This window comes from Marinobacter sp. L-80 (assembly GCF_056859395.1).
This window is the reverse complement of sequence record NZ_JBSXOI010000071.1, coordinates 93,239-106,349: the sequence shown is the minus strand read 5'-3', so window position 1 is coordinate 106,349 and position 13,111 is coordinate 93,239. Positions and strand designations below refer to the sequence as shown.

11 protein-coding genes and 1 rRNA gene are annotated in these 13,111 nt (G+C 56.5%); 4 read left to right on the top strand and 8 right to left on the bottom strand.

The features are described from left to right. A 5S ribosomal RNA gene (gene rrf, locus AC13E3_RS15885) occupies positions 1 to 90 on the top strand; the annotation flags it as partial. Between the two features lie 67 nt (positions 91 to 157). On the opposite strand, the gene AC13E3_RS15880 is transcribed toward rrf, so the two are convergent. From AC13E3_RS15880 to AC13E3_RS15845, 8 genes are all read right to left on the bottom strand, one after another. Continuing rightward, entirely contained in the window at positions 158 to 838 is a 681-nt protein-coding gene (locus AC13E3_RS15880) for a sensor histidine kinase (RefSeq protein ID WP_008172928.1), read from the bottom strand. Then, positions 835 to 2,472, bottom strand: coding sequence for a tetratricopeptide repeat protein (locus AC13E3_RS15875; protein WP_405419086.1), 1,638 nt, complete (start codon positions 2,470 to 2,472; stop codon positions 835 to 837). Before AC13E3_RS15875 ends, AC13E3_RS15880 begins: the two co-directional genes overlap by 4 nt. Next, on the bottom strand, positions 2,469 to 5,987 hold the full coding sequence (locus AC13E3_RS15870) for a hybrid sensor histidine kinase/response regulator (protein ID WP_008172926.1): 3,519 nt from the start codon (positions 5,985 to 5,987) through the stop codon (positions 2,469 to 2,471). The genes AC13E3_RS15875 and AC13E3_RS15870 overlap by 4 nt, the downstream gene beginning before the upstream one ends. 53 nt (positions 5,988 to 6,040) lie before the next feature. Beyond that, the gene (locus AC13E3_RS15865) at positions 6,041 to 6,547 is read right to left on the bottom strand and encodes a hypothetical protein (protein WP_405419089.1); all 507 of its coding nucleotides are present in this window, start codon (positions 6,545 to 6,547) and stop codon (positions 6,041 to 6,043) included. Positions 6,548 to 6,644: 97 nt separating this feature from the next. After that, on the bottom strand, positions 6,645 to 8,411 hold the full coding sequence (locus AC13E3_RS15860; protein WP_482902214.1) for a sodium:solute symporter family protein: 1,767 nt from the start codon (positions 8,409 to 8,411) through the stop codon (positions 6,645 to 6,647). 6 nt (positions 8,412 to 8,417) lie between these two features. Beyond that, positions 8,418 to 8,684: a DUF4212 domain-containing protein gene (locus tag AC13E3_RS15855; protein ID WP_008172923.1), complete on the bottom strand. Its 267-nt coding sequence runs from the start codon at positions 8,682 to 8,684 to the stop codon at positions 8,418 to 8,420. 213 nt (positions 8,685 to 8,897) lie between these two features. Next, positions 8,898 to 9,605: a 3'-5' exonuclease gene (locus tag AC13E3_RS15850; protein WP_008172922.1), complete on the bottom strand. Its 708-nt coding sequence runs from the start codon at positions 9,603 to 9,605 to the stop codon at positions 8,898 to 8,900. A 16-nt stretch (positions 9,606 to 9,621) separates the two neighbouring features. Beyond that, complete coding sequence (locus AC13E3_RS15845) at positions 9,622 to 11,538, bottom strand: putative nucleotidyltransferase substrate binding domain-containing protein (protein ID WP_014576697.1); 1,917 nt, start codon at positions 11,536 to 11,538, stop codon at positions 9,622 to 9,624. 170 nt (positions 11,539 to 11,708) lie between these two features. On the opposite strand from AC13E3_RS15845, the gene smrA reads away from it, so the two are divergent. From smrA to AC13E3_RS15830, 3 genes are all read left to right on the top strand, one after another. Then, positions 11,709 to 12,290 carry a DNA endonuclease SmrA gene (gene smrA / locus AC13E3_RS15840; RefSeq protein ID WP_008172920.1) on the top strand — a complete coding sequence of 194 codons (582 nt, stop codon included), beginning with the start codon at positions 11,709 to 11,711 and terminating at the stop codon, positions 12,288 to 12,290. A gap of 63 nt (positions 12,291 to 12,353) precedes the next feature. Next, positions 12,354 to 12,545, top strand: a complete 192-nt coding sequence (locus AC13E3_RS15835; protein ID WP_008172919.1) for a membrane lipoprotein lipid attachment site-containing protein — start codon at positions 12,354 to 12,356, stop codon at positions 12,543 to 12,545. An 80-nt stretch (positions 12,546 to 12,625) separates the two neighbouring features. After that, positions 12,626 to 13,111: a (2Fe-2S)-binding protein gene (locus AC13E3_RS15830; protein ID WP_053114899.1), complete on the top strand. Its 486-nt coding sequence runs from the start codon at positions 12,626 to 12,628 to the stop codon at positions 13,109 to 13,111.

The following is a 13,111-nucleotide window of genomic DNA, read 5'->3' as shown; positions in this document are numbered from 1 at the left end:
CACCTGATCCCATCCCGAACTCAGAAGTGAAACAGACCAGCGCCGATGGTAGTGTGGCGTTGCCCATGTGAGAGTAGGTCATCGTCAGGCTCCTAATACCAAAAACCCCAGCATCCTCGATGCTGGGGTTTTTTATTGCCTTCAGAAAAGACCTGGATCAGGGCAGCCAGATCTCAAACACACCACCACCGAGGCTTCCACCGTTGTGGAGTTTTATCGACCCACTTCGCTTTCCCTCACTGTGCAGTCTGGCAACGGATGAGGCGAAGAACAGCCCGAGGCTGGTACTGCCACTCTTGAAATCAAGGGATTTGAAGTTGAGTGTTCCCGTGTGCTGCATGCTGTCGGGATAGCCCTTGCCATCGTCTTCAACACCGATCACCAGATAACCGTCTCTCTCACCAGCGGTAAGCCGGATTCTGCTGCGGGTATAGCGGATGGCATTGTTGATGGTGTTATTGAGTACACCGGTCAACAGATCCTCGTCGAAAAAGCCGTTTATGTCCTCAGCGTCCACGGAAACATCAATGCCGAGCCCTTGCAGAAGAGGGTTGTGTCTGGCCAGGTGTTCCGAGAGGAAATCCGGCACAAAGTGCTCCTCAATGTGTGCCGAGAGGTTGTTCTCGCCAAGCCGGTAGATACCAAGGAGTTGCACCAGATCGTTGTGCATCCGTTCGGCTTCGTACTGCAAGGTATTGAAGCGGGAAGATTCCCCGAGGCTTTCCTCGTGCTCGCTGCGAAGCTCGTCGAGGGAATTAAGGAGCATGCCAAGCGAGTTCTTCATATCGTGAACGGCTGAGGCAAGCACCATGGAAAAATCGATATTCTGGTCTTTCATACCATCAGCCCCTTCAGTTTTTGTTGTAAGGCGATATAGCGCCGATGTTGGCGGTGTTGCTCCGGCAGTCCTGCAAGGCGATCCAGGCAAGTCTGGCAGCGTTTGAGGAGCTCAGCGTTACCGGGACTGTTGTCATTCTCCTTCATCAGCACCTGAACCAGGTTAAGGTTCAGGGCAGCGTGGTCCGGGACGATTTCCAGAGCCTTTGAAAAGATCTCCACGGCTTCTTGCAGGTTCCCGGCTTCGAACGCTTTTATGCCATCCCGGTTGAGGGTTCGGGCTTTGATTTTCTGCCGGAACCCTACGGGCTCATCAAGGAGGCTTTCAATCTTCTGAAGTATGTCAGGCTCGTTGCTGAACCGCTCTGACATCTCTCGTAATAGCGCTTTGGCGTCGCTTTCATGTCCGAGTCGAAACAGGGTCTTGGCGTAATCAAGACCCGTTGCGGCATCCAGGGCTGCGGCATTGTCGAGTTTCGGTCTGATCCTCTCGAGGATTTCGGTCGCCTCTTTATCCTGACTCTGTCCCGCATAAACCCGGCACTGGACGATCTGGCTCCGCAAACTGATACCTTCCTCGGCCTCGAATCGTTTTTCCATCTTCTTGAGAACGGTCAGTGCTTCCCTGGCTTTTTCTTTGCCTTCTTCTTCAAGATTGCCCTCGCTGAGGTCGGAAAGTGCCTGGCCCAAGGCGAGGTAATGCTCTGAATTGTCGTGAATCGAGTGGGTGCCAAGCTCTATTGTGCGCTGCCAGGCCTCGGATGATGTTTCGAGATCTTGGTTGGAGCCGGCCAGCTGTGCAAGATGCTTTTGCCGAAGTAGGGCATTGGGGGAATGCTCTATGGCTTTCTCCAGTACCTGCTGTGCCTGTGTCGGCCGGCCCTGCCGTTCGAACCCCTCTGCCAGAAGGTCATAGGCCTCCATGTAGTCCGGATGATTTGCAATAAGCTCTCGCAGGCCTTCAACAGCCTGGTCGAAGCTTCGATTGGCGAGCAGGACTTTGCAGCGTCCGAGCCTTGCCCAGGACAATTCCCGTTGTGCAAGAACGTCATCGAAGGTTTTGAGCGCGTGCGCCAGGTCCCCGAGCTGGAAATACAGGTCGCCCAGGGTTTTCATTAACCAGGTCTTGTAACGTGGCTGCCGGGGCAGCATTTGGAGACAGAGCGAAATGGCTTCCGGGTAGTTTTCCCGGTCGATTTCCCGATTGATGGGCATGAGTGTGTTGCGCTGGCTGATCAGGGCGCTAAGACGTTTCTCGAGTACAGCCCGGTTGATGGGCTTGGTCAGATAGGCATCGGGCTGGTACTCCCTCGCCCCCATGACCATTTCCTTGGAAGTCTCCGCTGTTACCATGAGGAACAGGGATGAGCGCTTCAGTAATTTTTTATACCGGAGGTCCTCGAGGATATGCTGGCCATTCTTGCCCTCTCCCAGGTTGAAGTCGCACAACACGACATCCACGTGATTGTAGGTACAGTGCTGGATGGCCTGACTGGCATTGGAGACCAGCTCGATAGAGTCAGCGCCACAACTGCGCAACATCTGGCGAATGGACAACCGGAAATTTTCGAAGTCATCGATCACGAGATAGTTGAGTTTGCCGAAAGGATTGGCGTCCGCTTTGGTGTCGGTCATGAGCGCTTCTGTTTCAGTAGCTTGTTAACCAGTGCCCTCAGTGCAGCCGGTTTCACCGGTTTGTAGAGAATCTGGTAGCCCCGGTTGATGGCATCCTCCCGAACTTCAGGCGCCATATAACCGGTGATGAGTATGCCCGGGATGTTGGCATTAAGAGCACCGCGAATGCTGTCCATGGCATCGAGGCCGTTCTTGTTATCATCTAGCTGATAATCGGCAAGTATAATATCAGGCCGATTCCCTTCCAGTTTTTCCATGGCGTCTTCCAGGCTTTCGGCGGCCGTTACGTCACATTTCCAGTTCCCAAGCAACGCGACCATGCCCTGCAGGATAGCCGGATCGTTATCGATGCACAGGAAATGCAGGCCTCCGAGGTTGGATACCCTGCGTGAGCCCGATGCGGGCTTGGCAGCGGTGGTCTCGTTCTGTTCCGGAGCCGCTGTTGGCACGGTGATACCGAAGACACTGCCTCGGCCCTGGACGGAATGGACGCTGACCGGGTGGTTCAGCATGCCGCTGATACGGTCAACGATGGCGAGACCGAGCCCCAGGCCCTTTTTATCCCGGCCATGCTGAAACCGACGAAATTCCTCGAAAATGTGTGCCAGCTGGTCCTCGGGTATACCGGGACCGGTATCCCAGACTTCTATACGAATATAGCCTTTCAGACGCCGGCACCCGAGCAGAATCTTGCCTTCCGGCGTGTAACGTATGGCGTTGGACAGGAAATTCTGGACCACACGACGCAGCAATTTGGAATCGGATCGGATCCAGGCCGTGCTGGGCACAACGTGCAGCTCCAGGTTCTGGTCCTTGGCGATTGCTGAAAAGTCGGTTGCCAGGTGGCGCATGATCTCGTTCACGGGGAAGACCCCGATATCGGGCTCCAACGCACCCGCGTCCAGCTTTGAAATATCCAGCAGGGTGCTGATGATTTCCTCGGCAGCCCCGAGAGAGCTGTCGATGTGGTCCACGAGATCTTTCATCTCGCCGTCATCTGCTTTCCCGGCGAGAGCAGAGGTAAACAGTCTGGCTGCGTTCAGGGGCTGGAGAAGGTCGTGGCTGGCAGAGGCTAGGAAGCGTGTCTTGCTCTGGTTCGCCTGTTCTGCCACCGATTTGGCCTTCAGCATCTGCTCATTGATGACCTGAAGCTCCTGGGTGCGCTCCTTGACCCGCTGCTCGAGGTAGATGTTGGTCTCCTTGAGGGCCTGCTCGGTTCTGCGCATGGCCGTGATGTCCTGGAACGTGGTGACATAGCCACCACCAGGTATCGGGCTGCCATCGATGCGTAACACCGTACCATCCGGTCTCTGGCGCTCGTAGGACATCGGCCGTCCCTCCCGCATGCTCGTGCAGCGATCGACGACGATCTCATCAATCCGGCGGGCAGATAGATTGGCATTGGTAAGGTTATAGCGCATCAGATCTTCAACAGGCCGACCGACCCTGACGAAGCCCTTCGGGTAGGTGAACAGTTCCAGATATCGGTGGTTCCAGACCACCAGTTGCTGCTGGTGGTTAACCACAGACACGCCCAGACTGATATTTTCAATCGCTGACTGGAGCAACTCCCGGCTGAAGGTCATGGCCTGGGACGCTTCGTCGACGATGCTGACCACATCCTCGATCTGCATGTCCCGGCCGGTGAGGGTCGATTCCAGGACCACCCTGGCGGTGGAGGCGCCGATCACCGAGGCCAGTTGGCGCTCGATGTATTTCATCAGGTGCGCCGATGCCGGGCGGTGCGGGTGCAAACGGATGGCGTTGCGGCGTTCGTAATTCCGGAAAATGGTTTCCGAGCGTTCTTCACCCATGAACCGGTCGGTTAGCGCCTGGAGGTCGGATGTCAGTATTTCGCCCTGCCAGCTCTGATGCTGCGCGGTCTCCGCTTTGGGCTGCGGATCGTGGAAGAAGGAGGCAATCTGGATCTTCTCTCGGACACGTTGACGGGTCAGCATCGAAAGTACGATGTACACCAAAGTGTTGATGCCGAGGCTCCAGATAATGCCGTGACTGGTCTGGTCCAGCTCGGACCCGAACAGGGCAGTGGGGCGCGTCCAGTTCAGTCCCCAGATTCCCTGCTCAATCAGTGTGTCGTTGACCCAACCGGTGGTGGCCAGTGCCGGCAGTAGCAGGGTGTAACACCACATCAGGAAACCAAGGCCAAGGCCCCAGACGGCGCCCATGTAATTGCCCCGGCGCCAGATAATGCCGCCTACCAGCGCCGGCCCGAACTGCGCCGCTGCCGCAAATGACAGCAGGCCGAAGGCCGTCAGGCTGTAGTCTTCGCCGGCCATCCGATAAAAACCATAGGCGGTGAGCAGCACCACAAAGATAGCGACCCGGCGGATACTCAGGAGCAGGTAGCTGAGGTCCGTGCGCCGGTTCATGCCTGGTCGGAAAAATTTCAGCAGGGCCGGCATGATGATCTCGTTGCTGACCATGGTGGCAATCGCCACTGAGCACACGATTACCATGGCTGCAGCCGCTGACCCGCCACCGAGGAACGCCAGTATGGCCAGCCATTCCTCGCCTGCCATGATCGGCAGCTGCAGTATCAGGATGTCAGGATTTCCAGCAGAGGCCTCGGGCGACAGCAGGCCCGCAGCGGCAATAGGAAGCACAAAGGCGCTGGCTACGATCAGGTAGATCGGCATAGCCCAGCGGGCAATCTCGAAGTCCCGATGATCGGTATTTTCAACCACCATGACATGAAATTGCCGGGGCAGGCAGATGATCGCGAGCATGGCAATGAGTGTCTGGGTAATGAATGCCGGCGCTTCGATACCATCGGTGGTCAGGGTGCCGATCAGGTCGGCGTCCCGAGCCCGTTCAAACAGATCGCCAAACCCGCCATAGAGCCCGTAGCCAACGAACAGCCCCACAGCGACGAAAGCCACGAGCTTGATCAGTGATTCGAAGGCCACGGCCTGGATCATGCCCCGATGATGCTCGGTGGATTCCAGGTGTCGGGTACCGAACAGAACGGTAAAGACCGCCAGGGCAAGGGTGATGTACCACGCGGAGTCACTCCAGGCCGCCGTGCTCAGCTCTTCATAGCCTGTTCCGGTAGCCGAGAGCACGTTGAAGCCCATTGCAATGGCTTTCAGTTGCAACGCAATGTAGGGAACACTGCCGATCAGGGCAAAGGTTGCAATCATTGCGGCCAGGAGCTGGGATTTGCCATACCGGGAGGCGATGAAGTCGGCAATGGAGGTACTGTTATTGCGCTTGCTGATATAGATGATCCGGCGCAGCAAGGGCGCACCGAACACGAAGACCAGCAAGGGCCCGAGGTAGATGGGGAGAAACCCCAGACCCTCCTGGGTGGCGCGTCCAACGGCGCCGTAGAAAGTCCAGGAGGTGAAGTAGACTGCCAGGGAGAGTGCGTATATGTGCGTGCGTGCCAGGCGCCTGCGATATAACCCGGGGTGTTTGTCGCCGGCCCAGGCGATCACGAACAGGATCGAGATGTAGGTGATGGAAATGAGGACCAGCAGCCAGGCACTAATCATGGTTACGCGTTCCCGACAGTATCAGCAGGTTGGTGCATCACGCTAACGAGTTATCACTCGGCGCAGACGGTTTCATACAGGGGGTCTCCGGGCTCGAGCAGTTTAAGGTTATCCACTCGCGGGCTTCCGTCAGATCCCAGAGGTACCAGTTCCCGGGTCGCACAGTTAATGATGTGAACGCGATGAGAAACCGCGTCTGTCATCTTCTGCTCGAAGCGATAGAGGGTAAACCGGACGATGTCTTCGCTGCTGGTATCACGGCTGATACTTTTGGTGTCGACCGTGGAAAATGCGGTGACGTAAGGGAGCACGAAGGTCCATGGGCGCCACAGGATGCCGTCGGATTCGGTGCTCACAACCACCGCTTCGTCCGGCAGACGTGCTTCTTTCTGGTCGAACCAGGTGTATTCCATGTAAATGAGATAGCCGAGCATGCCCGCGCCGGCAAAAACGGGGATGATCCACTTCGGGGCTTTGTTTCGAGTGGCGGCGCGAATACCCAGTGCAATACCAGCAGCGCCAAGGCCGCAAACTACAGTAGCGACAAATGTCCAGAGCATATTATGACTTCCTCAAAAAAGAACGGGCTTCCTCATTGAGGAAGCCCGTTCAGTATCAACCTGTCAGTTCATCGAACAAATCAGGCTGAGATGTTGCTTAGTGGTCTTGAGCCTGACCGGCACCACGTGGGTAACGGACGCTTTCAACCAGTTCCTGAATCTCAACGGGCGGTTCTTCAGTTGCGTTGGATACAATGAAGGCTACCGCAAAGTTGACGATTGCACCAACCGCGCCGATTGACAGCGGGGAGATGCCCAGCACCCAGTTTTCAGGAGTGTCTGGCAGGTTAGCTGTACCCGGGATGAACAGCCAGCCCTTGTACACGAAGATGTATACCAGGGTGAACGTCAGACCGCTCAGCATACCAGCGATGGCACCGGTATTGTTCACGCGCTTGGAGAAGATGCCCATCATCAGCGCCGGGAACAGGGATGCTGCCGCGATACCGAAGGGCAGGGCAACGACCTGTGCCGCAAAGCCTGGAGGGTTCGCCCCAAGGTAGGTGGCAACAACGATCGCAACGGCCATCGATATCCGTGCTGCGAGCAGCTCGCCTTTCTCCGAAATCGCCGGATTAATGGAACCCTTGATCAGGTCGTGACTGACCGCCGAGGAGATCGCCAGCAACAGACCGGCCGCTGTGGACAGTGCTGCTGCGAGACCACCCGCTGCGATCAGACCGATGACCCAGCCTGGCAGGTTGGCGATTTCCGGGTTGGCCAGTACCAGGATATCCCGGTTAACGACCAGCTCATTGCCGTTCCAGCCGCGGGCTTCAGCCGTAGGCGCGAAGGCTTCGCTGTCGTTGTAAAGCTGGATACGGCCGTCTTCGTTCTTGTCGGTGAACTGGATAAGACCAGTTACTTCCCACTCCTTGATCCAGTTCGGACGCTCATCGTACTGGATGGGCTCCGCTGAGGTGCCGTCCGGGTAGATGGTGGTCATCAGGTTCAAGCGAGCCATGGAAGCAACCGCCGGCGCAGTCAGGTACAGCAGGGCGATGAATACCAGAGCCCAGCCTGCGGACCAGCGTGCGTCAGCCACCTTGGGTACGGTGAAGAAGCGGATGATAACGTGTGGCAGGCCTGCAGTACCGATCATCAGCGACAGGGTAAACAGAACCATGTTCAGTTTGTTGTCGATATCGGCGGTGTACTCATTGAAGCCGAGGTCGGTGATAACCTGGTTCAGCTTGCTGAGGATCGGCATGCCGGAATCCACGTGAGTCGAGAACAGACCCAGACCTGGAATCGGGTTACCGGTCAGCTGCAGAGAGATGAACACAGCAGGAATGGTGTAGGCAATGATCAGCACGCAGTACTGTGCCACCTGGGTGTAGGTGATACCCTTCATGCCACCCATAACTGCGTAGATGAAGACCACGACAGCCGCGATCATGAGGCCAACGGTGGAATCAACTTCCAGGAAGCGGGAGAAGGCAACACCAGCACCAGCCATCTGGCCGATAACGTAGGTAACAGACGCTACGATCAGGCAGATAACCGCTACGAGGCGGGCATTCTTGCTGTAGAAACGGTCGCCGATAAACTCGGGAACCGTAAACTTGCCAAACTTCCGCAGGTACGGAGCCAGCAGCATGGCCAGCAGAACGTAACCGCCAGTCCAGCCCATAAGGAAGGTGGAGTTGGCGTAGCCACCGGCAGCAATCAGACCTGCCATGGAGATAAACGATGCCGCGGACATCCAGTCGGCGCCGATTGCTGCGCCGTTGGTGATCGGATGAACACCGCCGCCGGCAACGTAGAAGTCACTCGTGCTTCCGGCCTTGGCCCAGATAGCAATTGCGATGTAGAGGAGGAATGAGCCCCCTACGAAAATGATGTTAATGGCAAATTGGCTCATTCGTTCTTACTCCTCGTGCACGCCGAATTTTTCATCGATCTTGTTCATGCGCCACGCGTAGTGGAAGATCAGAGCGATGAACGTGAGGATGGAACCTTGCTGGGCAAACCAGAAGCCCAGATCAGTACCACCAATCGGAATACCGGCAAGCATCGGACGGAGCAGAATTGCAAAGCCGTAAGATACCAGGGCCCAGACTATCAGGCTCCCGAATATCAGGCGCAGATTCGCCTTCCAGTACGCTTCAGCATCGTAGCTATGACCTGCTGACATAGGATCACTCCTGTTTTGTTGTTGTGGAGGTTGGGTGGGTTTTTGGTGAGGCACTTCTGTTAGAGAATTTATTATTCATATAAGTACTTCTCCGACTAGTTGTCCCTACTGACTTTACTGGTCAAGCGATTTATAGATATTGGCAAAAGGTCTAATTCTCAGTAATTTGGCGTGACGTCGGTCTATAAATGCGATGTTCCGCCAGGCATCGATTCAGAAACGATGCATGTTTTGCAGGCGCCGATGGTAATGGAGCTTGTCGTAAAGCCCTTTGAGAGTTTTTACCCCTTCCGACCGCGCCTTATTAAGTGCGACCAGGGTAAGTTCGGCTGTAGCGAGAGCATCGGAAGCGGCGTGGTGACGTTCGCTGACTTCAAGGCCGAAATAATCGGCCCAGTTGTCGAGTCCTTTGCCACCGGTCTTGGTGTTTGGAAAAAATGCAGGCATCAAGTCGGCCACGTCCATCCAGGTATGAGGCTGGGTATAGCCAAGCTGCGCCTTCAGGGTCTTTTCCAGAAATTTTTGATCGAACGCCGAGTGGTAGGCCAGGATAGGGTCGCCGTTCATCCACTCAAGAAGATAAAGAAGGGCATCCTCGATTTCGTGCCCCTGGGTCAGCGCCTCGGGCCCGATCCCGTGAATGAGCACGGTTTCGCGGATGTCGAGCTCCGGACGCCTGAGAATCAGGTCGAACTGGTCGCCCAGATGGATAATGCCGCCGCGGATGGCGACGGCCCCGATAGCGATCACCTCGTCCTTGGAGGGGTTCAGTCCCGTGGTTTCAAGATCCAGCACGATCAGACGGCAGTCCGTAAGCAACTGTTCTCCTGGCGTTTTCGGGTTGGGCAGATTGCCAGGATCGTGGCTGCCGATTTTTCCGCCCCGGCGATGCTCAATCCATTGTTTGATCTGTTCCAGCATGTCTCGCGCCTGAAGGTCAGAGTTGGTAGGTAACTTCGAGTTTTTGTTGCAACCGCTGCGCCTGCCTGAAAGATTCCCGCAGGATTCGACGGTCGAGTGGGTTCAGATCGTCGGGATCGATGTAGTTGGTGAGCTCCTCTCCCTTTGCCAGCATTTCCTGGTGGGCCCGCATGCGGATCGCCTGGATCAGGCTATAACCTTCCTTCCAGGCGTTGGCATCTTTCGGATCGAAGACGCCCTTTTTCGCCAGCTCATCCATGCGCTCCAGCGTGTTCGCGGTCTCAACGCCATTCGCCAGGGCGAAAACCCGCACTGCCTCAACAAACGGCGCCAGGCCCTGACGCTTGAGGTCCAGTGAGTGCTTGTTGCCCTCGGATATATAGCGGAAATTGCGGAACATGGTGAGCGGCGGCTTCCGCTGGAACGCATTCCCGGCAAGCATTTTCTGGAACAGGGCGTTTTTCCGGATCCGCGTGAGGATCTTGTCCAGAAGATCGTTCAGCGGCTCGGTTGGACCGTAGATAGCCCTCATATCAAGAAAAATTGAGGAATACACCAGGTTCTGGGGTGTGGAGGCATCAATGAACCGGATAAACCAGTCGTCCCACTCCTTGTCGCTCAAGCAGAGTTTCGGGTTACTGGCCATGATGTTGCCCTTGCACAGGGTGAAGCCACATTCGGCCAGTTCGTCGTTTACCTTTCGCGCAAAGGGCAACAGCTTTTCCCGGACCTGTTCGGCGGTCATCCCTTCCGGCGTCTGGAACAGTATGCCGTTGTCCTGGTCGGTCAGCAGGGTCTGCTCCTGGCGGCCCTCGCTGCCAAACGTCAGCCAGGTGAAGGGAATGCCCGGGTCGTTCTTCTTGATGTTCAGTTCCAGGACCCGTCTGACGGTTACATCATTGAGCGTGGTGATGATCTTGACCACCTGCCCGGAGTCGGCGCCGTGGGCGAGCATCGCATCCACCAGGCGTGATACGTCTGTTCGCAGGCTGACCAGGGTGCGCAGGTGGGTGGCCGTGCCAATGGTGCGGGCAAGGTTTACCAGGTCCACGCGCTGCAGGGAGAACAGGTCTCGTTCCGAAACCACGCCAATCAGTTTACGGTCATCGTCGATGACGCAAAGATGCGCAAAATGATGCTCCGCCATCAGCATGGCAGCTTCGAACGCATCCGCATGGGAGGGAAGGCAGCAGGGATTCTTGGTCATTACCTGCTGTATGGGTGTATCCAGGGGGCCGGTGCCCTCGGCGATCATGGTGCGAAGGTCCCGCAGTGTGAAAATGCCGGTCGGGATACGGTTTTCATCGGTAACGATAATGCTGCCGACGTTGTTTTCGTGCATTCGGGCCACGGCTTTACGCACCGGCAGATCGGGCGAGCAGACAATCGGATTGCGCAGGGCATAGCGTTCAAGTGGCGTATCGAGGGACGTGCTGGACCCGATTGAGGCCATGGCACTTGACTGTATGCGCCGGTTCACCTGATCGAGCAGGCTGCTGACGCCCCGCAGGCAAAAATCCCGGAAAGGTTCGCTTTCAGCAAAGAGTGTAACGAACGCTGTCTGCCCGATGCTGAGGCAGAAGGTGTCGCCGTCTGCCCGATGCAGGGTTCTGGTTGGCCGTTCGCCGATCATGGCGGCGAGGGGAAAGCACTCGCCTTGGCTGATCTCGAAGGTCGTTTCCGTGCGGTCTTCTTTGTCGTTGTGGCGCTCGCCACGAATCCGCCCCTGTTTGACCACGTAAAATCGTTTAACGACATCCTGATCCGGAGACAGCACGATATCGCCATCGGCGTAGAACTGGATGGAGGCGTTCTCCGCGAAATGCGCAAGATGGGAGTCATCCATGCTGGAGAAAGGCGCGTGTTCCCGCAAAAACGTCATGATGGCGCGGATGTTCTGCGGGCGGTCATTTTCCTGGTGCGCTGAGGCCATGTCCGTCGTCACTCGCTGGTTATTATTGTCCGTCTGAAGTGTAGTGTAGCCAAAGCATCTGTTGCCCTACGATTTTGGTCGCAATAAGTCTGACATAGATCAGTTTTCTTTAAGGCCGGTTACCCAGGTGGTAAAGTCGGTCTCTGAAACAGGTCATTAATTGTAACGCCATGACTACCAAAGAAGAGCGCCTCAGCTTCCTTGAGGAAATGAAAGACGTCCGGCGTATCCGCAAGCCCAACCGGGCCGAGGTGACAACGCCCCGGGAACTGACGCCAGGTCATCTGGAACGTCAGCGGGCGGCTGTTGAAAAGCCCGCGCGGGACACCAATCCCCTGACTTCCGACATGGTAGAGCCGCTTACGGCCCACGATATCCTGAGCTGGCAGCGGCCAGGCATCCAGCACGGCGTATTTCGAAAGCTCCGGCTGGGCCAGTATCCGATCGAAGCGCGCCTTGATCTGCACCGTATGACCGTTGAGCAGTCCCGTCGCGAAGTCTTCAGGTTCATCGGTGATTGCGTGCGCTATGGCCTGCGGTCGGTCATCATTCTTCATGGCAAGGGCGAGCGTAATCCTGATGGTATCGCCCAGTTGAAAAGCTACCTCGCCAAATGGTTGCCGGAGCTGGACGATGTCCTGGCCTTTCATTCGGCCCAGAAACACCATGGTGGTACGGGGGCTGTTTATGTCATGGTGCGAAAGAGTGACCGGGATAAGCAGCATAATCGTGAACTCCACGGCAGCCGTTAGGGCTGCCAATCCCAGGTATTCCTTAACACGAGCCGCGGTGGCGGCTGAACGGAGGTTATCGTCGTGAAAAAAGCTGTATTGGTTGTATTCGCCGTACTGGCACTGGCGGGCTGTAAGGATCGAGTTATCTGGAACGACAACGGCAAGGTTGAAGAGGCCACAACGGATCGGGAGGTCTGGGACTCAAACGGCAAGATGGAGTCCGGCGAACGCAAGATCTGGGTTAACAAGGATGGCGAAGAAGTCGTCAGATAGGACTCTGGTATCTGCCATAGGGGTAGCGACAATAATAAAGCCGGAAACAACACCGGAGACAGGTAAAGGAGAGGGTTGGGATGGCCGTGAGCCTGACAGTCAATGGCGACGAGCGGTCGCTGAACATTGAAGGGGATACGCCTCTTCTATGGGTATTGCGTGATGAGCTGGGGCTCAAGGGAACTAAATTCGGTTGCGGCGCGGGCCTCTGTGGTGCCTGCACAGTTCACCTGAACGGGCAGCCTGTGCGCTCCTGCTCGACACCGGTCGAAATGGCCGCGGGTGGTGATGTGGTTACGATTGAAGGCCTGGGGGAGGGAAGTCGTCTTCATGCACTGCAGGATGCCTGGATAGAACACGGCGTTCCTCAATGCGGCTACTGCCAGTCGGGCCAGATCATGAGTGCGGCCCACCTTCTGGCCAGCAATCCGGCGCCTTCACGTGAGGAAATTGTTGCGGCCATGACAGGCAATCTTTGCCGATGCGGCACCTACTCGCGGATCATTGCAGCCGTGGAATCCGTCGTCGCTGATACGTCAGACGGCGCTCAGGGAGGGGCCGCATAA